The 21,307-nt window shown below is 52.3% G+C and carries 17 protein-coding genes and 1 pseudogene; 8 read left to right on the top strand and 10 right to left on the bottom strand.

Going from position 1 to position 21,307, the window contains the following annotated elements:
- Nucleotides 1-108: 108 nt before the first annotated feature.
- A complete protein-coding gene (locus tag KTE_RS27630; RefSeq protein ID WP_236600613.1) occupies nt 109-660 on the top strand; it encodes a transposase in 552 nt (183 codons plus the stop codon).
- Between the two features lie 242 nt (nt 661-902).
- Here KTE_RS27630 and KTE_RS27625 read toward each other — a convergent pair whose 3' ends face one another.
- On the bottom strand, nt 903-1,895 hold the full coding sequence (locus KTE_RS27625; RefSeq protein ID WP_201386678.1) for an aminotransferase class V-fold PLP-dependent enzyme: 993 nt from the start codon (nt 1,893-1,895) through the stop codon (nt 903-905).
- Nucleotides 1,896-1,953: 58 nt separating this feature from the next.
- Here KTE_RS27625 and KTE_RS47910 point away from each other — a divergent pair, with 58 nt between their 5' ends.
- From KTE_RS47910 to KTE_RS27615, 3 genes are all read left to right on the top strand, one after another.
- Nucleotides 1,954-2,457 carry a winged helix-turn-helix domain-containing protein gene (locus KTE_RS47910; protein ID WP_236600612.1) on the top strand — a complete coding sequence of 168 codons (504 nt, stop codon included), beginning with the start codon at nt 1,954-1,956 and terminating at the stop codon, nt 2,455-2,457.
- A gap of 16 nt (nt 2,458-2,473) precedes the next feature.
- The gene (locus tag KTE_RS47905; RefSeq protein ID WP_305068552.1) at nt 2,474-2,959 is read left to right on the top strand and encodes a transposase; all 486 of its coding nucleotides are present in this window, start codon (nt 2,474-2,476) and stop codon (nt 2,957-2,959) included.
- A gap of 782 nt (nt 2,960-3,741) precedes the next feature.
- Nucleotides 3,742-3,999 carry a hypothetical protein gene (locus tag KTE_RS27615; RefSeq protein WP_201386676.1) on the top strand — a complete coding sequence of 86 codons (258 nt, stop codon included), beginning with the start codon at nt 3,742-3,744 and terminating at the stop codon, nt 3,997-3,999.
- Between the two features lie 173 nt (nt 4,000-4,172).
- On the opposite strand, the gene KTE_RS27610 is transcribed toward KTE_RS27615, so the two are convergent.
- The 4 genes from KTE_RS27610 to KTE_RS27595 form a co-directional block, all read right to left on the bottom strand.
- Nucleotides 4,173-5,336, bottom strand: coding sequence for an RNA-guided endonuclease TnpB family protein (locus tag KTE_RS27610; RefSeq protein WP_201386674.1), 1,164 nt, complete (start codon nt 5,334-5,336; stop codon nt 4,173-4,175).
- A 116-nt stretch (nt 5,337-5,452) separates the two neighbouring features.
- Nucleotides 5,453-6,250: a pentapeptide repeat-containing protein gene (locus KTE_RS27605; protein WP_201386672.1), complete on the bottom strand. Its 798-nt coding sequence runs from the start codon at nt 6,248-6,250 to the stop codon at nt 5,453-5,455.
- 556 nt (nt 6,251-6,806) lie between these two features.
- A complete protein-coding gene (locus KTE_RS27600; protein WP_201386670.1) occupies nt 6,807-7,136 on the bottom strand; it encodes a hypothetical protein in 330 nt (109 codons plus the stop codon).
- Nucleotides 7,133-7,510 carry a helix-turn-helix transcriptional regulator gene (locus tag KTE_RS27595; protein WP_201386669.1) on the bottom strand — a complete coding sequence of 126 codons (378 nt, stop codon included), beginning with the start codon at nt 7,508-7,510 and terminating at the stop codon, nt 7,133-7,135. Before KTE_RS27595 ends, KTE_RS27600 begins: the two co-directional genes overlap by 4 nt.
- Before the next feature lie 69 nt (nt 7,511-7,579).
- On the opposite strand from KTE_RS27595, the gene KTE_RS27590 reads away from it, so the two are divergent.
- Nucleotides 7,580-8,416: a DinB family protein gene (locus KTE_RS27590; protein WP_201386667.1), complete on the top strand. Its 837-nt coding sequence runs from the start codon at nt 7,580-7,582 to the stop codon at nt 8,414-8,416.
- A gap of 115 nt (nt 8,417-8,531) precedes the next feature.
- Here KTE_RS27590 and KTE_RS27585 read toward each other — a convergent pair.
- Nucleotides 8,532-8,741, bottom strand: a pseudogene (locus tag KTE_RS27585) (HNH endonuclease); the annotation flags it as partial.
- Nucleotides 8,742-9,521: 780 nt separating this feature from the next.
- Here KTE_RS27585 and KTE_RS27580 point away from each other — a divergent pair.
- The gene (locus KTE_RS27580) at nt 9,522-12,113 is read left to right on the top strand and encodes an NPCBM/NEW2 domain-containing protein (protein ID WP_201386665.1); all 2,592 of its coding nucleotides are present in this window, start codon (nt 9,522-9,524) and stop codon (nt 12,111-12,113) included.
- 94 nt (nt 12,114-12,207) lie between these two features.
- The gene (locus KTE_RS27575) at nt 12,208-13,191 is read left to right on the top strand and encodes a hypothetical protein (RefSeq protein WP_201386662.1); all 984 of its coding nucleotides are present in this window, start codon (nt 12,208-12,210) and stop codon (nt 13,189-13,191) included.
- A 100-nt stretch (nt 13,192-13,291) separates the two neighbouring features.
- Here KTE_RS27575 and KTE_RS27570 read toward each other — a convergent pair whose 3' ends face one another.
- The gene (locus KTE_RS27570; RefSeq protein WP_201386661.1) at nt 13,292-16,669 is read right to left on the bottom strand and encodes a DUF5107 domain-containing protein; all 3,378 of its coding nucleotides are present in this window, start codon (nt 16,667-16,669) and stop codon (nt 13,292-13,294) included.
- 181 nt (nt 16,670-16,850) lie between these two features.
- Here KTE_RS27570 and KTE_RS27565 point away from each other — a divergent pair, with 181 nt between their 5' ends.
- Nucleotides 16,851-17,741, top strand: coding sequence for an AraC family transcriptional regulator (locus tag KTE_RS27565; RefSeq protein ID WP_201386659.1), 891 nt, complete (start codon nt 16,851-16,853; stop codon nt 17,739-17,741).
- A 32-nt stretch (nt 17,742-17,773) separates the two neighbouring features.
- On the opposite strand, the gene KTE_RS27560 is transcribed toward KTE_RS27565, so the two are convergent.
- The 3 genes from KTE_RS27560 to KTE_RS27550 all read right to left on the bottom strand — a co-directional run bounded on the left by KTE_RS27560 (nt 17,774) and on the right by KTE_RS27550 (nt 21,236).
- Nucleotides 17,774-18,742 carry a carbohydrate ABC transporter permease gene (locus tag KTE_RS27560; protein WP_201386657.1) on the bottom strand — a complete coding sequence of 323 codons (969 nt, stop codon included), beginning with the start codon at nt 18,740-18,742 and terminating at the stop codon, nt 17,774-17,776.
- On the bottom strand, nt 18,739-19,707 hold the full coding sequence (locus tag KTE_RS27555; protein ID WP_201386655.1) for a carbohydrate ABC transporter permease: 969 nt from the start codon (nt 19,705-19,707) through the stop codon (nt 18,739-18,741). Before KTE_RS27555 ends, KTE_RS27560 begins: the two co-directional genes overlap by 4 nt.
- Nucleotides 19,708-19,853: 146 nt before the next feature.
- Nucleotides 19,854-21,236 carry an ABC transporter substrate-binding protein gene (locus KTE_RS27550; protein WP_201386653.1) on the bottom strand — a complete coding sequence of 461 codons (1,383 nt, stop codon included), beginning with the start codon at nt 21,234-21,236 and terminating at the stop codon, nt 19,854-19,856.
- Nucleotides 21,237-21,307: the final 71 nt, after the last annotated feature.

Raw genomic sequence — 21,307 nt, 5'->3', positions numbered from 1 at the left:
TTCTTGCCGCTGCGTCTTTTCCTGAAAAGAAACGCAGAAGAAAAGAAAAGACCAAGTTGGACCCGTATCGCGTCTCTCTGTTTGAGCGCTGGCAGGCAGGATGTCACAATGCCGCACACCTGCATCAAGAGATCGCTGGGCGTGGCTATCAGGGTTCCTATGCATCCGTTTCTGCCTACATCAGATGCTTACGCAAAGGGGCCAGCTTGCCAGAAACACCGATACCACCGTCTGTTCGGCAGCTTTCGCGGCACTCACGTCCACTTTTTGTTTCTGCGCCATCCAACGGATTTGAAGCCAGAGGAACAGAAAGATCTCGGCGAGATCCTTCAGCGCCATACTGACCTGGCAGCATTGTATCAGCTCGTACAACAGTTTCGAGCATTGATGCATGCTCGTTGCCCGGAGCAGCTCGACGATTGGGTACAACAGGTCGCGAAGACCTCGTTCCCCGAGCTTCACCATTTTGTCAGTGGGTTGCGTAAAGACTGGGATGCCGTCAGAGCCGCCTTTACAGTCGAGTGGAGCAATGGAATGGTTGAGGGGCAGGTGAATCGACTCAAGCTCCTCAAGCGACAAATGTACGGGCGTGCCAACTTTGATCTGCTCCGTCTACGGGTGCTCCATCGTGATGAAATTTCCCACACAAAGTGCGCATGAGCCAAAACTACGCCATTTAGTCATCACATTTACACCCAGAGGTGTGTTGTTTGAAGCAATAAAATGCGTTTTCACAATCGCATCACTTTTCGTCTGACGGCGGCGCACCGCTTCCCAAGCGGTGTCATTTTCTGCCCAATAACTTTTCGCATCAACGGAGAAACGACCGTTTGCGCCATTTTGAGGTAGAACTAGGAAGGCCGTAAAAATCTGTCACGAGGTATCTTTGTTCTCAATGGAGCTTATTTCTTCAAATCCTCAAGAGTATTGAGCACCACATCAATCTCTTCGATGGTATTGTAGAAATGTGGTGAAATGCGCACAGCACCGGCACGTGCCACTACATAAATTTGCTGGGCAGCTAGCCCACTCGCTATCTGCTGGTTCGTCATATTCCGGTACTCAGGATGTGGCAGAAAGCACACGATCCCTGAACGCTCACCCTTGCCCTGTGGCGAGATGATCGGGTAGCCGAGTCGCTCCAGCCCTGCCAGAAGGCGGCCGGTAATGCCCAGGACTCGCGCCTCAACTGCTTGCATTCCACCATTAAGGCTCTCGAAGACCTCCAATGCAACATCCAGTCCTACGATAGGGAAAGCGTTGGGCCAACTGTACTCTAAACAGGCTGCCCCTGCTTTCAATGGCTGTTGATAATTGAAGTAGTCAAATGGTTCCTCCATGCTGTACCAGCTCTTGCGCCTCATATGCAGCTGCGGGAAGAGATTGTCGGAGACGTAGAGGATACCGGTGGTGCGTGGACTGAGCAGCCACTTGTGCGCTGCCGCAGCGACATAATCAACGTCCAGTGCCTGCACATTCACCTCCAATGCACCCAGAGCTTGTATCGCATCAATACCGCACAGAATGCCACGCTCATGGCAATATGCAGCGATAGGAGCAATATCGTTGCGGAATCCTGTTGAGAACTCGACAAGGCTCAGACTGACGAGCCGTGTGCGTGAAGTAATACTGGCAAAAATATCTTCGGCGACAATGTGGTGGTTGCGAGCAGGTACAGTGTGGACCTGTACACCCAATTCTTGCAGATTCAACCACGGGTGGACATTGCTGGGAAACTCGTCCTCCGCGATAATAATCGTATCGCCTGCTTGCCAGTCCAGGCAGTGGGCAATCAGCATCAGCCCATCGGTGGTGCTAGCAGTAAATGCAACCTGGTCAGGCCTGGTACTGATCAGGTTGGCGAGGCGACTATGGGCCGTATGTATGTGCTCCATCTATTGACCTCGTGAGAGAGAGCTAAAGTTTGAGCGGATCGAGCCGATTAAAGGAGGCATGGGAGCACCAAAGAAAGCCGATTGGCGAGAAGAGAGGCGCAAACGCGCCTGGGAACTGAAACGACAAGGATGGAAACAAAAAGATATCGCAGGAGCTCTGGGGGTCACGGAGGGAGCGGTGAGCCAGTGGATGACAAGTGGAAGAGAAGGAGGGGAAGAAGCGCTTAAAGCGCATCCGGCGAAAGGAGCCACGCCCCGCTTGACGGCAGAGCAGCAAGCCCAAATCCCAGCCGTGCTGGCGAAAGGAGCGTCAGCCTATGGATTTTGCGGGGATATCTGGAATAGCCGGAGACTGGCGGTGGCGATCAAACGAGAGTTTGGAGTGAGCTATCACCCCGATCATTGTGGGTATCTGGTACGTAAGCTGGGTTACAGCATGCAGAAACCGGTCGAACGAGCCACCCAACGCGATGAGCAAGCGATCAAGTGCTGGAAAACGCAGCGCTGGCCCCATCTAAAAAAAAGCCGAGCAGGAACGCCGCACGATAGTCTTTGTCGATGAAGCGGGCTTTTATCTGTTGCCGATGGTCGTGCGAACCTATGCTCTGCGAGGGCAGACACCAGTGCTGCGTGTGAGGCTGACGCGCGATCATCTCTCCGCCATTGGAGGGATCACAAAGACCGGACGGCTCTTCATGCAGATGCAAGAGCGGGCATACAACGCCGAGGATGTCGTGCGTTTTTTGCGGATGTTGTTGCGCAAGATCTCGGGCCCACTCCTGGTCATTTGGGATGGATCTCCCATCCACCGCGCAGAGGTGGTCAAGCAGTTTCTTTCAAGTCCGATGGGCAAACGGGTGCATCTGGAACGCTTGCCTGGCTACGCCCCTGAGGTGAATCCGCAGGAACAGGTGTGGAACCTGCTCAAACGTCGCGAACTCAAGAATCTGTGTTGTCGGGATCTGGCTCACCTGCGTCAGGAACTCGTGCGTGCCAAAGAGCGTCTTCGCCATCGACGAACCATTCTTCAACACTGCTTTGCCTATGCTCTTGATGAGGTTTAGTTGTTTCTCACGAGGTCAATAGTGTGTATCATGAATGTTGGAGTTGACCCAGTTTGGTGTAGCCGACGAGGGAAAAGGAGAAGAAGAACGGAGTTCTTGTTCTCTCATCTATTTTCTGCAAAGGTCTATCTTCTAAGGTCTATCTTCTTCAGAAAAGCCTCCCTTTGGCATTGCAAATGGTAGACCTTTCTGAAGAAGAAGACGTTTCGAGATGATAGAGATCTTTCAGCAGCCGGTAAACCTTTCATGCCCACAGGAATGGTAGACCCTTCGGCAAAAGGTAGACCTTTCACAGGCACGTTGACGCAGCGTTTCGGGATTCGTTTGCCCGGTTGCACATGCTTTCCAGTCTCATCATCAAAAGGACCATGACGTTGCTCGTCGGAGAAGGGAATGAAAATGGTTCATGCACTTAGCGGGCTCCCCATTTTCATAGAAGTGCGTTTGAGCCTTCTTCAGAGAGAACTGCACAAAAGAGAAATCAACAGATATCACCTAACCGCTGATTAAAAGCCGTTTCAGGCCTATTTATTTGACGGTAGTTCTGACGGTAGTTGTGCCGTATTACCGCGAAAAAGTGCGAATATCGGCGACCAATGTCTTCGCGCTCACTCCGCCTGGGGAGCCATTTCCTACCTCGAAATAGGCGTTAAGGGAAGGCGGTCGATGGATCGGCTACTTCCTGGGTCCCAACCCTTAAAGTCGCCTGTAAAATCCCTTCACGAGAGTGTCCTTCACGAGAGTGTCTAAGACATAATGGTTCTTTCGCTGCTGGTGCTGCTATGGTTGACTCAGGTCGAGCGGGAAAAGCCCCTATCGGGCGTCAACAAAGTGGCAATGAAAGAGGCCCTGGATTACTTCGTCAGCGAGGAAAGTGCAAAAAGGTTAGGGCGGCGGCTATCGTCTCCGTCCTCGTTGCCATCTGCACCAGTGGGAGTGTGCTCTTGTCACTCGTCGGGTACGCGCTTGGTGGTCCCCATGCCTATGCCATGCTTATGATGGCAAACAGTCTGGGCAACTTGATCATGACACTCGTATAGGCCTTACAAGGTGAGAAGAAAGATCCCTCCGTATACGGACTAATCGGATGGTCCGCCGGGAAGGAGAACTGCTCCAATTAATGTAGTAAAACGTATGCACGCATAGCTCTACTACACCTTTTGTTGTTCCTGTTTCATCCGTAGGAGCCGCCAAGACCGACGCCTTTTTGGTCTTACCCCGCGTCCGCAGGCAAGTTTACGTCCTCGTCTGAGCCAATACCGGTGACGACTTGATCAATCAGCCCGATCACGTGGAGGGCTTCCCGCAGGATATTCTGGCCAGCATTCTGATCACGATCTTGCGGGAACTGATAATAGGGGCATACCGCATTCTGGCAGCGGAAGACGCGGTCTCCGAGCGTCATTGTTTCCCACTTCCAGCCACAACAGTGGCAGGTCTTACTCGAAGGAAAGAAACGCCCCACCTTGACCACCTGTCCACCACGCTGCGTCACCTTTGAGTCGAGCAGGGAGAACAGTTTGCCCAGTGCGGCATCTGAGAACGCACGCGACACACGCCGATTCTTGATCAGCCCCTTGATGTTGAGGTCTTCAATCCCAATCATCCCGTAGCAGTTCGCAAGCCTGGTGGTCAACTTGTGGAGCACATCATCTCTCATGCAGGTGATTCGGTAGTGCAGGCGGGCCACCTCTCGGCGTGCTTTTTCCCGATTGTTCGATCCAAGCTTCCTGCGATGCAGCCGTTTGTTCGCCCGGCGAAGTTTCCCCAGAGCCGTTTTGAGGAAGGCTTGGTTCTCGACTCCCTCTCCCGTACTCAAGGTTGCCAGTCGGTTCAGTCCTACATCCATACCGATAGCCCCTGGTCTCTTCACCGCGACAGCATCAGGCATTTCGACCTGGATGGACACAAACCACCAATCCGCCGACTTCGTGATCCGCGCTCCGGTCACCTTGCCGGTAAAACGCAGCTTCTCCGCCATATTCACCCATCCGAGCTTGGGAATCCACAGACGATGATCGCCCAGTTCCAATTGATCATTGGCAAGGTAGAAGCTCGGTTTACTTCGTTTTTTGCTCTTGAAGCGTGGGCGGTGCGCACGACCTGCAAAGAAGGCTGTGAACGCCTTGCCCAAGTCCAGAAATGGCTGATCAGAGGCGTTCTTGGTCACTTCCCAGGTCCAAGGAAAGTGCTCCCGCCTGATCTCGTTGAATTGCTTCTTGAGCTTCAAGGCGGTGGGTTTCTCCCCGGCTTCATATTGGCGGTTCCACTCAGCCAATGCCCAGTTCCAGACAAAGCGTGCGGTCCCGGCGGCTTTGGCAAAGTACACCACCTGCTCCGCTGTAGGATGGAGTCTGATCTTATGCGCCTTGATCATCCCTCACATCCTTTCACAGAACTGCTGCTCGAAGAAGGTTGTTGCTTAAAACATATGTTCCATAACTACATCTTAACCTATTTTCCTCGCTTTTTCAATACTGTTGAAACCTCTTTTTAGTCGGTTGAGAGATCCCATTGAATGCCTGCAAAGTTTGCACCCGATTGCAGGGTAAGGTCCATGACGATCAGCCAGGGGATGCCGCGCAGGTCGGCTTCCTGGAAGTCCGCACCTCTCACAGTGACCTGTTCCAGATTGGTTCCCTGCAAGAGGGCTTGGGTGAGCGTTGCGTCGTTGAGGTTAGCCCCGCTCAGATTGGCTTCACGCAGGTTGGCATTGCCCAGGTAAGCGTTGCTCAGGTCAGCCCCGCTCAGGTCAGCCTGGTTCAGCTGGGTATAGTCCAGCTTGGCCCGGTTCAGCACGACGTTGGTCAGCCGGGCTTCGCTCAAGTCGGCTTCGCTCAAGACGGCTCCGCCCAGGTCTGCTCCGTCCAGGTTGGCTCGGGTCAAGCTGGACAGGTTCAGCCGGGCCCGGTTCAGCGAGGCATTGGTCAGCTGGGCCTGGTTCAGCTTGGCCCGACGCAATTTGGCATCACACAGCTTAGCCTTGCTCAAGTCCGCGCCGCTTAGGTCAGCGTCACTCAGGTCGGCATACTCCAGAATGGCCCCACTTAGCGAGGCACTGGTCAGCCGGGCCTGGTTCAGCTTGACCCAGCGCAGGTCTGCCCCACTCAGGTTGGCCTCGCTCAGATTCGCTCTCATCAGCTTGGCACTGATCAGGTTGGCTCCGCTCAGGTCTGCCCCGCTCAGATCAGCATCACTCAGATCGACCATCACATCTGGATATTGCTCTCGCCATTGGTTCCACCCCGCTACTCCTTGTCTCAGCCAGACAACGAGTTTCCGGTTTGCCATGAAGGGCTCTCCTTTTTGCTTTCTCTACCCGGAGTATAATGGCGCATTTGCAGCAAGTCAAACTGGCAGAACCTAGTACTGATGTTTGGCAAGTTTCCGACGCCATATCTTTTCGTTTTTGAGGGGAGCAAAATCAAGCGGGCACTATTTCACCAAAGCTGTGTATGAACCCAAGTGTTCTGAGAAACGTCAGCAATGCTTCCCCTCGGCTGCTGCTCCTCTTCTGCCTAACAACTCTCCTCTCCACATGACTCTACTAGAGATGAGAGAGGAGAATGTCCAGAGCGTTTTCCCTGGTACATATTTCAATGGAAATTGAGTGGAGAAGCGTCTGACGTAAATTTTGGCCCAATTCGTGCCCACGTGCTCTCGAAAACAAGAAGCTCACCAGAAAAAGATGATAGCCTGTAGACCTTACAACCAAGCGAAAGAGATTGGGACGCATCCGCCAGATTGCATTGAACCAAAGTGCTCCCTTAGGGCCAGTTTTACTCCGTCCTTTGCAGACTCTTGTGGCTCCTGCGCATGTAACCATGCATTTGACCCCAACTGAGATTCAAGGGAACTGGAGTCCAAAGGCTTTTCTCAAGCCTTCCCGGCCATGCTTGGTCACTTGCACCGTCCTTTCAGAGGAGCGTTTCTCCAACCAGCCTAACTGGAAGAGCCGCTCACAAAGAGCAGCACCCAGCGCGCCAGCAAGGTGATCGTGCCGCTCGCTCCAATCCAGGCAAGGCCGGGCAAATGCACGACGTTGATGCCGGAGCTTTTCCAGGCTGATGCCGAAGTCCGAGAGGAAAGCCACACCCGGTTCTGTGACCTGATAGCACGGGTTCTGTTCCTCCAGGTGCAGGATCTCGGCATCCAGCAACGCCTGGGTGAGGCTCACACCAAGTTTGCCAGCAAGGTGATCGTAGCAGGTGCGGGCAAAATGGAGGTGCTCTGCAATGACTGAGGCTCGCAGAGAACGCACTCTCGTCGGGGAGCAATGACCGCCAGGGCTTCCAGCGCGTGTGCTACTTCTGGACCGCTCAAGGCATAGTAGCGGTGCCGCCCCTGTGTCTTGAGGATGAGCAAACCACCATCGACCAGTTTTGCCAGGTGAGCGCTGGCCGTCTGTGGCGAAATGCCCGCGCGATAGGCCAGTTCTCCAGCAGGGAGCGCTTGCTTATTCAACAAGGCATCGAGCATCACCGCCCTGGATGGGTCGCTGATGAGTGCCGCGACAGCGGCAATGTTGACGTCTTTAGGGGTATCATTCATACTTCGATTATAGACGAAATATTCCAATGGTACAATGGGATCTGCTCAAGAAACAAGAAGGAGATCCCTATGCATTCTGAAATCCACTCACTTCATGCTGAACAAGAAACCTTGCTGAAACAACTGGCTCAATCTCGCGCCCAGGTGCTCTCGCTGGCCCAGGAAGGGAAGCTTGAGATGACCCGGTTCCAAGAGCTTACCGCTACAGAGGCGGCCTTGGCCGCGAAGCTCCACCTTTGGCCGCTTGACCCAGGTGAGCATCTCCTCGCCGCTCATGCCTATGCGCGTCCCTACCTGGAACGTCTCGTTCAGCATGATCCCACTCATCTCGTCCTGGTTGATACAGAACACAGCTATACCCCCCGCAAAATCCTGCGCCGGGTTCTGGATCATGCGCTTGATCACCTGAACCAGATCGATCAATGGCTGGCCTGGCAGCGGCAGGGCATCATACCAATCCCCACCGATGGCTGGGCCACTTCCGCAGAGACGCTGCCGGAAGACCTGCAATCTCTGTCTACGGCAGAACTGCAAGCGTGGCTCTGGCGCATCGATCTGGTGATTTCGCTCGTGGCACAACGTACCCAGCAACTGAGTATGGGAGAGCTTGACTGGACTCCTCCAGACGGCGGATGGTCGCTGCGCCAAGTACTGCACCATCTCGCTTTGGCGGAAGTCTTTTATGCTGTTTGGATGGATGAAGCTCTTCCAGAGGAACCTCTCGCCCGCTACAGCGAGGCAAACAGCCGTTTCACTCAACGCTTGTGCCAGGTATCTACCGCTTTGGCAGAGGAACAGGGGGTCCTCTTCGGCCCATCCAGCACCACAGTTACAATGCAACAATTGAGCGAGTTAATCCTGACGGAAGAGCGCATTCTGACTGGGGAACATGCTCTTCATCCCTGAGCCACTGGACTCCTTCACTGTCCTGGGAAACCTCGTCCTGAAAACGGATGAGGTCCAGGGTTGACCATTCCGAGGAAGACGATAGTCACCACAGAGTGAGCTTCGTGCCACTAATTCCTCTTTTCTTGCCAGCGCGTTTGAGCGTGATAGTTCCCGCATGCAGACTATCATAGCAGGTTTTACAGAGCGTTACTAAATTGGCCTCCTCATCACTGCCGTTCTGGCTACGGAAGATGATGTGATGCACTTTAAGTCGTGTCTCCTTTGATTTCCCCTTGCAGTGCTGGCAGGTGTAGTCATCACACGTGAGCACATAGGCTTTGGTACACGAAGGGAATCCGACTTCATCTCGACAGTGTTCAAAAGGCTTTTTGCGCCTGAATCACAGGACCTTTCCTCAGCCCTACTTAAATCCAGGCGACAGAGCAGCGGTCTGATGCGTCAACCGCAGGTGTCATGACCTTTCAAACGGTCTCATCATTTCTGATGAGGAGTCTGGTGAACTTGAGCTTCCGAAAAAGCTCCCAAACCGCAGACCCGACGACTTCTGAAGAAGCCGCTGCGTCTTCAGCTCAGTGGTAGTTCACATTACCATATAACGCAGACCACTTGCTCGTCTGACAATGAAGAGTTGATGCTCAAAACCATTATATTGTCCATTGTTACCACTAGATCGTCAATTGTAGGCAGATACTTTCAACGATACACTAACAACAAATCGCAAAATCGCGCATGTCAATTTTTAGGAATAGGATGAACTTATGGCTGCTTCCTAATGGTGCATCCAGCACAAAGGGGAGGTGCAGAAGGAACCCCTCTGCCGAGGCGTGGGGTGTTTCCCCCACAAATTCACCTTCTCACTTGCGGATGCACCACTAACAACCATAAGGAATTCTTCATTGTGAAAGGAGTTATCTTCTCCGAGAACGTAACTACTATTCTCATCATGTAGACAACACAAGCGGACGACAGTTCATCATTTGGTACGGGAAGATTGTTGTTGAAAGAGTGCCACACTTCTTCTTTCTCTATGAAAGAAGAATTCCCTAATGGAATCATTGATCATGGATGATCAGTGCACCACGTACCTTGAAGGAAAGAGAACGTGAATATTGTACCTAAACTATCGAGCAGTGCCCGCACGCTGTGTTTTAGACCACGCGCGGTAGTGGGTAGCCATGTAGTTCGTGCCGCTATTTCAGTGAGCTTGGCCCTAGCAATCGCAGTGCAGTTTATGCTCTTTGGATCGACACAGTCTGTACAAGCTCAGATCAACCTGGACAACGGTCTTGCCATCACCCCTTATATGGGATGGAATACCTACTATGGACTCGGCAGTAATTTTAATGAGCAGACAATTGTCAGTATAGCCGACACGATGGTAAGTCGTGGATTAGAGGCTGTCGGTTATCAGTACGTCTGGATCGACGGTGGTTGGTGGTCTGGTACGCGTGATAACAACAACAATATCACTGTTGACACGACGCAATGGCCTCATGGCATGCAGTGGATTGCGGACTATATCCACTCTAAGGGGCTAAAGGCTGGCATCTATACCGATGCAGGAAGCAATGGCTGTGGCGGTGCCAATCAAGGCAGTTACGGCCACTATCAGCAGGATGTAGACCAGTTTGCTGCCTGGAGATTTGACGCGGTGAAGGTAGACTTCTGTGGCGGTCATGAATTGGACCTAGATCCAGCTACGGCATATGGTCAATTTCGTGATGCACTCCTGAATAACAACAGCCATAGGCCTATGTTGTTCAATATCTGCAATCCATTTCCGCCAAATGTCTTCGGTCAGAATAACCCACCTCTACAAAAATCCGCATATTACTCCTACTCATTTGGTCCAAACACTGGTAATTCGTGGCGCACAGACACTGATGTCGGTTTTCCCAACAGCGTGCTCTGGCCCGATGTGCTGAGAAACCTGGACCACGATGCGGCTCATCCCGAAGCTGCCGGCCCTGGGCACTGGAACGATCCCGACTATCTTGGACCAGGGCTTGGCATGAGCGATGCTGAAGCGCAGGCTCAGTTCACTATGTGGTCTATGGTTGCCGCCCCCTTAATTGTTGGGAGTGATATTCGCAGCATGTCCGCGACAACCCAGGAAATGTTGACCAATCGCGATGTCATAGCTGTGGACCAGGATGCGCTTGGCGCGCAGGGAACTCGAATTAAGCAAGATGGCAATGGTGATGTCTGGGTCAAACCTCTTGCCAACGGTGATCGTGCTGTTACCCTCCTCAATCGAGGAACAAGTCCCTTGACAATCACAACCAGCACAGATGCTCTTGGTCTCGCTCACGCCTCCGCTTACACACTGAACAATTTGTGGACACACCAGAGTACAGAGACGGCAGGGCAAATTAGCGCAACCGTTGCGCCGCAGAGTGCCGTTCTTTATCGTATTTCCCCAAAAGCTGGAAATGATATTCCTCCTTCAACTAGCCTATCAGCTCCAAGCACGCCTGCGGCCTATCCTGGATCGAGTCTTTACCTGGCTCTCCCTGGAACGGGTATGACTATTTCCTCGACGTTTGAGAACTATGGACGTAAAACTGTTAATGATGTGCGCCTCGATTTCTCAGCCCCGCAGGGATGGCAAGTGAAACAGCAACCTGCCGGTACCCATACTGTTGGAACTGGGGGGCAAGTCAAAGGGACCTGGCTCGTAACGCCACCAGCTGGTACCCTTCCTGGCAGTTACACGCTCTCGGTGACTGCGACATACCAATGGGGTAATCACCATAAGGAGAGCACAAGCACCCAATTAGTAGTAACCGTACCATCAGCGCCACCATCTGGTACCGGTTACCTCAGCGATCATTACTGGCTCGATGCCAGCAGTAGCTATAGCGTTCCATTCCCCAATGCAAGCGTGGAAGGATACCCAATTACGTTACAAGGACATGCCTATTCTAAGGGCATTGGTGTTGTTCCACAATCCGATGTTGCGTACTACCTGGGAAATAATTGCACACACCTGTCCGCGACGGTTGGGATCGACGACATTGTGAATCAGATTAACCCACAAGGCGGTACAGCAATATTCCAGATATTCGCTGATGGGACGAAGATCTACGACAGTGGACTCGTCACCCGAGCCGCAACCAAATCTGTTGATGTCAACCTGACTGGAGCAAAGGTGCTCACTCTACACGTCGATGATGCAGGTGACGGTAACTACAATGATCGCACTGACTGGGCAGATTTACAGCTGATATGCGGTGCGCCGGTCAATACTGTTCCCAATGGTCCCTGGACGCATTTTGTGCCGCGGTCAACTCTGAGTGCGACCGCAACGAGTGCCCATGATGGTTACCCAGCCAGCTCAGCCATCGATGGTAATCTGAATACGATCTGGCATGACGAATTTACTCCTCAAGCTCCGCTGCCTCAAGCAATTACCATTGACCTTGGGAGCGTTCAGAGCATAGCTGGGCTGACCTACCAACCACGCCTCGACACATCTACGACAGGAAACATTACTGGCTATAATGTCTATGTCAGCACTGATGGGACGACGTTCACAAAGGTCGCGAGCGGCTCCTGGTCGTCCGACCGGTCTCTCAAATCCGTTAGCGTTAACATCCAGCAGGCACGCTATGTCAGGCTCGAAGCCACAAGTGGTGTCGGTGGCTACGCATCTGCCGCCGAGATCGATGTGGCTAATATACCTGCCTCTTAATGCCAAAGCAATGTAAAAGCCAGCGCCCCATACCTCTGAATGCCGCAACCACTCACGGGTATGGGGTATTCAGTGAGAAAAGTGGAGAGATTCCATGTCAGGCAAAATTCATGTAGAGGAAACCGAGATCCAAGGTTTCCGCGCACTGCACGTAACCAATCAGATGCTATCTCTGACGATCATCCCAGATCTTGGTGGAAAGATCAGCAGTATCCGCGATTTGCGCAATGGACGGGAATGGCTCTGGACGAACACTCAAATTCCATATCAGCTGCATGATTATGGAACCTCGTATCAGGAGGCCGATACAGGTGGGTGGGACGAATGTTTCCCCACTGTGAGCGCGTGCTCCTATCCCCTTCCCCCCTGGAAGGGCCGAAGCATACCAGATCACGGGGAGATCTGGCCTCTGCAATGGTCAATAAAGAGCGATAGTGATACTGAGGCCACTTTGATAATCAACATGCAGGCCCAAAGCATTGGTCTCTCATATGTGTTCCAACGCATCATCCGCATCACCGTTGACTCACCTAGCCTGCGATTTGACTATCGCGTCGTGAACCAGTCTGATAACGACATTGCATTTATCTGGAGTAGCCATCCGCTTTTCGCTGTCGAGCCCGGAATGCGCATACAGTTGCCAGACAACACACGTATGAATACATGGGTGAGCATGCCTGCCCAACTTGATCCTCAATCTGGTGAACAAGCGTGGCCCATCCATGCCAGGCTAGGTGAGCATGAATGGGATTTGAGCTACATGCCTGACGAGACTGCGGGTATCGGGATCAAGCTGTGGAGCCAACCTCTTGCGCGAGGCTTTGCTGCACTGATAGCAAGCGACGGGGAATTTCGCTTCACCTTTGATACTGCCCAGCTTCCGCAGCTTGGAATATGGATGAATGCCCGGGGCTACTCAGGCACGGGTAGCACCCCCTACTACAACCTTGGTCTAGAGCCATGTATCGGAGCACAGGACTCGCTGGAAGATGCGGTCGAGAAATATCAGCGATATGAGATATTACCCGCCAATGGTATGAAAGAGTGGTGGCTTGAGACTCATCTCGGCACACGCTAAAAGATGTAAGCTCAGGAGTAGGGGGATAGTGGTGTGGGGGCTGGCGGATGCCAGCCCCCACACCACTATCCCCCTACTCAAAGGCGATGGGAAAACTGTATCAGGCCTCCTTCGAGGAGATAAAAAGTAGCGCGGGGTCGCTACATACTGCAAGGTGAACCTTCGCGCCTTGATGATAGCTTTCTAAGCGCAAGACATGCTCGAAATGCGTTCTGGCTTGCTCGTACTCCTGAAGGCCAAGATGCCCAAGCCCCAGCATATAGTGACAGTGAATCTCATTTTGCTTATCCTGATCACTCTCAAAGACCAGGAAATCGGGCAACGAGACGGCGAAGTAATCAATCTTGACCGCATCGAAGAGATGTTGCTCGCCATAATCGATCAGTTTATGGAAGCGACTCCTGGCTTTCTGTTGATCCTGGAGCTGGAGTTGCGCAAGTCCTTGATAGAAGATCATATCTGGTGGCTGATCGTTGTAGAACATCGCGCTAGTGGGTTCTTCGAGTCCATGGGCTGCGCGTTGGAAGCACCCTCTCGCATTGTCTACTAGTCCCTGTTCGGCGTAAGCACAACCCAGGTAGTAGTAAATATTATTCTCCAGTGTGCCCGTCAATTTCCCTTCCGCGAGGTTCTCGGGATAGATGAGTGCCTGCTGAAGCGTGTCGATGGCTTGCTGGCTATCTCGCGTCAGGAGCGCACGCTTCCCTAACTCGACATGCGCGAAGATATATTGCCGGGCGACCTGCCCTTCTCCGCCTTCCCAAGGATGGAATATATGCTCAGTAAGTAGCGCCAGTGCCTCTTCATAGCGTTGTAAGGTATTCAGCAAGGTGACGTATTCCAGGTAGAGATCATCACGCTCGATGACGAGTCCTCGATGCTTCTCCAGGCTTGTGAGCCTCTCTTCAGAGGCAACCCCTATTTTTTTGCGGAGCTGGTCTAACTCGTAAAGCACGCGGGCATCGGTCGGATCACACGCAAAGGCCGTTTCGAGTGAGCGCAATGCCTGCTCTGGTTGGTGCAGCGCGTTGTAGTAAGCCAGGGCCAGATTACGATGGACCGTCGCGAAAGCAGTGTCGAGCGCTCTTGAGGTCTCCCAATGATGGATCGCATCTGTATGCCGCTTCTTGTCATAGAGCAAATTGCCAAGATAATAGTGGGCTTGGGCATCACTCGCATCGGCATTCGTGATATGTTCAAGGACGATCAGATCATCGAGGCTGTTGGGGAAACAGTAGTCTGTAGGCGCCTTCCGGCCTGCATGGCGATAGATCTGTGCCTGCTCCTGTTGCCCTGTCTGGTCATGAAAATAGGCGAGGTAATAGTAGACCATGGGCGAGAGATTTTCACGGCTCTCGCGTGTCAGGTGGGACAGCAGCGCGATACTTTCCTCATACAGTCCACTGTGTGCGTAATCGGTTGCCAGGGCAATATAGTTATGCGCATCTCTGCGCATCAAAGCGGTCAATTGTTCTTCGTTCTCCCGCGCCAGCGCCTCTTCACCTTTTGCCGTATGAAGCAGAATGCGCTCATACGGCGCGCCAAAATCGGCAACATCGAGCCGCGTCGTTTCAATGGCGAAATGCATGGCCTCGTCCACATGCCCCTGCTTACGCAACAGCGCCGTTTTGAGATGGCGAGCTTTGTAGTTATAGGTATGGTGTTGCAGTGAGAGCTCAACCAATTTCAGAGCCTCGGTATATTGCTGGTGCATACAGGCGATCTGGGCGAGGGTGAAGTAGCCCGCGCTCTGCCAGGCCTCGGACCAGGTAGATTTATAAAGTGCGGCGAAAGCTTCATCGAGTCGTCCCTGGAACTTTAAGGCCTGGCCAAGCTGATAGTAGGCTTCGCTATCGTAGGGATTGGGATGATAGCGAGTAAGGGTTGCAATGGCAGTGCGGAAATAGCTTTCACTTGTCCGAAATAGTCCTCTTTGGAGGAGGAGCTTGCCGTACGCGACGTTAATACGGCTATCACCGGGATCGCGTTTAAGCCCCTCCAGGTAGTAAGGGTCGGGCTCAAACGTCGCGTGGCGATACTGTTCCAGGTGCTGTCCAGCCAGGTAGAGGGCCTCATTATTGCTCAGTGTTTCAGGTGTTCCAAGTGGAGAGGCGGGCTCCGGTAATTTCGCAATCTCCGATTGGACTGGCGTATAGGCTACCAGGAGACGCCCTTGCGCGTCTCTGACCGTAATGGTGACGTCATTCGCCTGTTCTTCATGGTTGAGTGGTACCGTGGTAGTAAAGGTCTGAATAGGCGAGAGCGTCGTGACTTCGCGCAGATAGTGCTGATGCTTGCCTCTCAGGTCGATCACGGCACCAGAGAAGAGAGCTGTGGCGTAGACCTGAATGCTAGCGAGATGGTTCGCATCATCAATTTCCAGGTTGACCGCGGCATCAATCGAGGCATTTTTGACGAGCCCAATGTTTTTATAGGGCATAAAATACTGATTGAAGGATTTGGTTTCGTAGGGCTGGAGCCAGGAGAAATCGGGCTGGTTATCGGTGAAGACGCCAACCATGAGTTCTACATACGGTCCATCTTCATCGGTCAGATTACGATCCCAGGCCTTACCAAACTCGCCATTGCCCCATGTCCATTGTTTTTTCCCCGGTGAAATATGATGGTTCGCGACATGAAGGAGTCCGGCTTGTAGGGCGTGATCATATCCACCAATAAAGTCATAGCGTGACTGGTACGCCATATAAGAGGTCGGGACAGGAATGTTTTTATACCATGAAATGTCCACTCCTGCGGAATAGTCCATTTTGTAATAGGTGCCAGTGGCGATGGGGAAGCGGGAGACATCCCGTCTCCCATGATCGAAGACGGCATGGACATCGGGAGGGAAGACAGACTGGGTATGCTCGTTGACGGCGAACGCGGGATTGGCCCACCACAGAAAGGTCTGCGGTTGGGGTGTGCGATTATAGAGCTGCACCTGGATTTCCAGATAAGCTTTGCCTGGATGAAGTGTAAAACCAGCCGTCATCTTCGTGCCATACATACGGTCTATTTCGCTTACCCAGATGGTTTTACTCTCGTCCTGGTTATGCGTAATACGATATTCGACCGGGCCATACGTATTTGGTCGATGGTGTTGTGGCCAGTTAAACTCGATGCCACCAGAGATCCAAGGCCCGGTCAGCCCGACGAGAGCGGGCTTGATGACGCGATTATAGTAAACAAAATCGTAGTTGTTGGTCTTGTCGAGTGCGCGATAGATACGACCTCCCAGCTCGGGCAGAAGTTCAATATGCAGATATTCATTCTCAAGGCATAAGAGGTGATAGGACTGAAGCGTCTTCTCATTCTCAATCTTGCTGATGACCGGGTAGGGATAAACCTTGCCCGAGCTCCCCTGGTACACCCGTTTTTCTAAGAACATTGGATTTTTATCCGGTTGACCAGTGGCATAGGTGGGAATGACAATATCTTCTTCCCACACACGTACCTGTGAACTGGATTGTTCTTCCATATGTATCATCCATCCTGGTACTACTAACTATAGTTTTGATGTTAGTGTACTGGCAGGCAATTATATTGACAATTGACGATATCGTGATTATGATGGACTATATAATGGTCTCTCCTAACGCTGCCCGAAGGTAGGGCCGGTCCCTCTGATTGTTTTGTATGGACCAAGGAGCCGAGGCACGATGAAGATAATACAAAAGGCGGATGGCTTTGAGGCGCAGAAGCTCATTGTTCTTCCAGAGGCTTTCCTGGAAGATGCCTCGCCCCATTCACTCTTGAAGCCCCTGTATGTCACTGATATTGGCTTCTTTCCCCATGCGCGCTACCATTACCGCGAGCGATCAAATGGCTGTGATGAGCATATTTTTATCTATTGTGCAGAAGGTGAGGGATGGGTCATCCTGGAAAGGGGCAAGAAACAGCGTATACCCAAGGGCAGACTTCTGGTGATTCCGGCCAAGACGCCGCATATTTATGGCGCAAGCGAAGACGATCCCTGGAGTATTTACTGGTTTCACTTGAAGGGCGAGGCGGTAGTGAATTTTGTTCAACAGTTTGATATGCTTAACGCAACGCTCCATGTCCCCTCCACTCAGGCCACAAAAATTATCAACCTCTTTGAGGAGTGTTACAGTATTCTACAGTATAAAGGCTATTCTTTGCGGCACTATCTCTACGTGTCGCAGGCGCTGCACTACCTGCTAGGAATGTGTATACTTTTGCATGGGGACGCACAGGAGGATGATAACAAGAAAGAGGTCATCGAACGCGCCATCCAATACATGCTTGAACAGATACAGTCCTCCCTCACGCTCGACGACCTGGCCCACCATGTCAACCTCTCCAAACCTCACTTTATTCACATGTTCAAACAGGTGACTGGCTATTCCCCGATTGATTACTACCTGCGTCTCAAGATGCAACGCTCCTGCCTCTACCTTGACATGACGAATGCGAGTATCAAAGAGGTAAGCAAGAGCGTTGGCATCCACGATCCCTATTATTTTTCACGCGTCTTTCGCAAGGTGATAGGTCAATCCCCTAGTGACTATCGCCGGTCCCGGCAGGGCTAGCAGGGTTCTACTGGCCTTGCCTAGAATTTCCGTTAACCTTTGACCGCGCCAGCGGTGAGACCACTTACCAGTTGTTTCTGGAAGAGGGTGAAAAGGATCACAATCGGAAGCGAGACCACGACGCTGGCCGCCATCATATCGGGCCAGCGGTCCTGGAACTCACCCACGTAGGTGCCGATAAAGCCAGCTGGAATGGTGCGCATATCTGGGCTGGTCGTCAGCGTGACTGCGTAGAGCAGCTCATTCCAGGAATTGAGGAAGGCAAAGAAGCCAACCGCGACCACGCCAGGAACGATTAAGGGGAAGACAATACGCACCAGGACGCCCACACGGCTCAATCCATCAATGCGCCCCGCCTCTTCAAGGTCGGTAGGCAGCGTATCGCAGAATCCCTTAACCATCCAGATACTAAAGGGCAAGGAAAATGTGGTAAAGGCCAGCACCAGGGCGGGATAGGTGTTTAACATATGCAACTGGCGAAACAGGGTGTAGAGTGAGATCAAGATTACCGCGTATGGAAACATCTGTGTCGCCAGGATCACCAGTAGCACCGCTCGAACGCCGCGAAAGTGGAAACGCGAGAGAACGTAACCACCAGGCACAGCTGCTAGCAGTGTTAGCAGGCATGTGCAGACGCTGACGATCAAGCTGTTGGCGAAGTAGTGTACAAAGCCTTGTTGGTCCGCTGGGAGAATCTGGTAGCTATGCGGCGTGAATTGATGCGGCCAGAAGGTTGGCGGATAGAAGAAGGCTTCCCCCTGAGACTTAAAGGACGTGGAGAGGAGCCAGAAAATGGGAAAGAAGGCGTACAGTAGCAGCGCGACAAGGAGCGCGTAGGTCACAATGCGTATGAAGACATACCTTGTGCGGTGGCGCTGCGCATCGGCGTGGCGCGAATGTTGCTGTTCCGCGCTCATTACGCTCTGTGCGCGCGCCTGTCCTTCATTCGCCTCTTCCAGAGTAGTGATCAGCGGTTGACGGTTAGAGATGTCTTTACTCATTGGGACCCAGCCTTCCCTTCCATGACACGGATATAGAAATTAGTAAGGAGGAGGAGCATGATCAGCCAGATCGTGCCCATGGTAGCTGCAATGCTGATATTCTGGTTCATGAAACCGGTGCGATAAATATTGACAATGATGTTATTGGTGGCATTGCCAGGACCGCCCTGGGTCATTGAGTAGATGATGGTGAATTCGTTAAGGCTCCAAATGAATTGAAGCGTCGTGACAACGACAATAATGCCACGAAGCTGTGGCACGATAACATGCCAGAAGCGCCCCCACATTCCAGCACCATCCACCGTCGCCGCATCCAGTAAGTCCTGCTGGACAGTTTGCAGACCCGCGAGCAACATCAGCGTAAAGAACGGGAACTTGTTCCAGATGCTTGCGAAGATCACGGCGACGACGGCCAGTTTCCCATCGCCGCCAAACCATGCTAGTGGCTGAGGGAAAGGGTGCCATCCCAGGATATTGATCGAGGTCAGAAGCTGATTGATGATCCCGTACTGAGAGTTATACATGTAGAAGAAGAGATAGGCGACCACGACATATGGAATGACCCAGGGAATGAGGGCCAGGCCGCGCCAGAGCATCTGAAAGCGCAGGCGCTGGTTAAGGATGATCGCGAAGAGAAAACCAATGACAAACGAGGCGCAGGTAGTGACGACACTGAAAAGGAGGCTAAATCCAGCGGAACTCCAGAAATTATAGGTTGGCCGTGTTAGCACATCGACATAATTTTTCAAGCCCACCCAATTATTATCAAGAGGATCGGCCAGGTTCAGCGATTGGAATGAGAGCAGAATCGTGTTAAAAAGGGGGTAGAAGATGATGCCAATGAACAGGATCAGCGATGGTGTGAGCAGAACCCAGAAAAGCAATGGGCCGTTAAGACCACGTCCATAGTATGGCCGATTCCTGAAAGCATGTGACTTCTGCACCCGAGTGTTGATGAGAGACACGTGGCCACCTTTCTTCTCGTTATGCTAGAAACAAACATGCGAGAATGCAGGCTGTTTATCGAGAACAATCTCGATAAACAGCTTGTATTCTCTCTCCACAATGATATATGCGTACGTTATATATCCATTTCGTGGTGATAGAGCGCCTACTGCCCAAAGACGGTTTTCACATCTGTGTTCAATTGCGCAAGACGTTTGGGGACATTCGCGCCACCTGCAATATCCTGTAACGCGGTCACGACATAGGTCGCGGCCTGGCTATACTTAGGATGATAGGCTGGCGGACGCATGGTTGGGAAGACTTTGTTGATAAAAGCCTGGCTGATATCGTCTGAGAAGAGATTGGCATACGGGCCGCCGCTTGTAACCTGGCTCTTATGAGGGAAGACACCCTCTGTAACCAGATAGTTGGTCAGTACCTGCTTGTTGGAAGTCAGATAGTCAATAAGCTTCCAGGCCAGATCTTTATTGTTGGAGTTGGCCGACATGCCCAGGTTGTGAATATCGGCGCAAGTTACAGGAGCGCTTTGTCCCGGTCCAACTGGCGTGGTGGTCACGCCCCAATGTGTATTGACATCAGCGACAGACTTATAGACGGATGGATTATCGCTCTGGAGGATACCAGTCAGGTAAGGGCCATCGAGCTTGAAGACCATCTGGTCGGTCGACATCAACTGGCGCTCAGCTTTGATGGCTTGATCGGGCGGAGTCCAGTTTTTCTTTACCGCATCTTGCAGCCACTGGAAGGCCTTCACCGTTCCATCATCTGCCCAGTTGATGGTAATGTTACCCTGGTTGTCTTCGTGCATAGGATCACCTCCAAAGGTCCAGATCCAGGGCCAGAAGCCAACGAGTGCATATTCGGTTTTGGATATATCAATACCGATCGGATGAGCATTAGCGGGCAGCTTGGCCCGTAGCTCTTCCATTACACTGTTGAGTTCATCTATGGTAGTGGGGGGCCTATCGGGGCTGAGGCCATACTTCTGCAAGATGGTTTTGTTATACCAGAAACCATGTGGCGAAATACTGAAAGGAACTGCGTAGACCTGACCTTTGTAGGAACCTACCTCAAAGGTGTTGGTAAAGGCATCGTTACGCCAACTCCCAGCATAGGAATTGAGTGACTGGAGCGCGCCGCCGCCGCCAAGGGCATAGGGCCAGTTTCCGCTAAGCTCCATGACATCTGGAGGATTACCGCCAGTGGTCATAGTCTGCAACTGCGTAAGCATGTTATCGAAAGGAATGGCAATATTCTCGACCTTGGCTTTAAACTGCGTCTCAAAACCTTGCAACGCCTGGTCGATCTGCGTCTTCGTCGCTGATTCAGCTGACGCCCAGTTCGCGTACTTTACGGTTGTGGAGCCACCACCGCCACTACCTCCCTGGTCTCCTCCACAGGCCACCAGTAAAGCCTCAAGACTGCCCGCAGTCATACCGACCATCAGTGCCCGTGTCAGGAGATCTCGGCGCCCAATTTTGCCTTGCATGATGTCCTGGAAAATATTACGCTTTTCCGTATTGGCCATATGGACGACACCTTCCTCTCGTCGTTGTGTAGAAGCAACACTGCCTCCATGCTATGGGTTTAAATTAAAAC

Source organism: Ktedonobacter sp. SOSP1-85, assembly GCF_016587415.1.
In the GTDB taxonomy this organism is placed as follows: domain Bacteria; phylum Chloroflexota; class Ktedonobacteria; order Ktedonobacterales; family Ktedonobacteraceae; genus Ktedonobacter.
This window is presented reverse-complemented; position numbering and strand designations above follow the sequence as displayed.

Excerpts from the sequence above, each read along its gene's own strand:
- KTE_RS27630 (WP_236600613.1), top strand. The coding sequence starts at position 109 with ATGCCGCACACCTGCATCAAGAGATCGCTGGGCGTGGCTATCAGGGTT.
- KTE_RS27625 (WP_201386678.1), bottom strand. The coding sequence starts at position 1,895 with ATGGAGCACATACATACGGCCCATAGTCGCCTCGCCAACCTGATCAGT.
- KTE_RS47910 (WP_236600612.1), top strand. The coding sequence starts at position 1,954 with ATGGGAGCACCAAAGAAAGCCGATTGGCGAGAAGAGAGGCGCAAACGC.
- KTE_RS27615 (WP_201386676.1), top strand. The coding sequence starts at position 3,742 with ATGGTTGACTCAGGTCGAGCGGGAAAAGCCCCTATCGGGCGTCAACAA.
- KTE_RS27610 (WP_201386674.1), bottom strand. The coding sequence starts at position 5,336 with ATGATCAAGGCGCATAAGATCAGACTCCATCCTACAGCGGAGCAGGTG.
- KTE_RS27605 (WP_201386672.1), bottom strand. The coding sequence starts at position 6,250 with ATGGCAAACCGGAAACTCGTTGTCTGGCTGAGACAAGGAGTAGCGGGG.
- KTE_RS27595 (WP_201386669.1), bottom strand. The coding sequence starts at position 7,510 with ATGAATGATACCCCTAAAGACGTCAACATTGCCGCTGTCGCGGCACTC.
- KTE_RS27590 (WP_201386667.1), top strand. The coding sequence starts at position 7,580 with ATGCATTCTGAAATCCACTCACTTCATGCTGAACAAGAAACCTTGCTG.
- KTE_RS27575 (WP_201386662.1), top strand. The coding sequence starts at position 12,208 with ATGTCAGGCAAAATTCATGTAGAGGAAACCGAGATCCAAGGTTTCCGC.
- KTE_RS27570 (WP_201386661.1), bottom strand. The coding sequence starts at position 16,669 with ATGGAAGAACAATCCAGTTCACAGGTACGTGTGTGGGAAGAAGATATT.
- KTE_RS27565 (WP_201386659.1), top strand. The coding sequence starts at position 16,851 with ATGAAGATAATACAAAAGGCGGATGGCTTTGAGGCGCAGAAGCTCATT.
- KTE_RS27560 (WP_201386657.1), bottom strand. The coding sequence starts at position 18,742 with ATGAGTAAAGACATCTCTAACCGTCAACCGCTGATCACTACTCTGGAA.
- KTE_RS27550 (WP_201386653.1), bottom strand. The coding sequence starts at position 21,236 with ATGGCCAATACGGAAAAGCGTAATATTTTCCAGGACATCATGCAAGGC.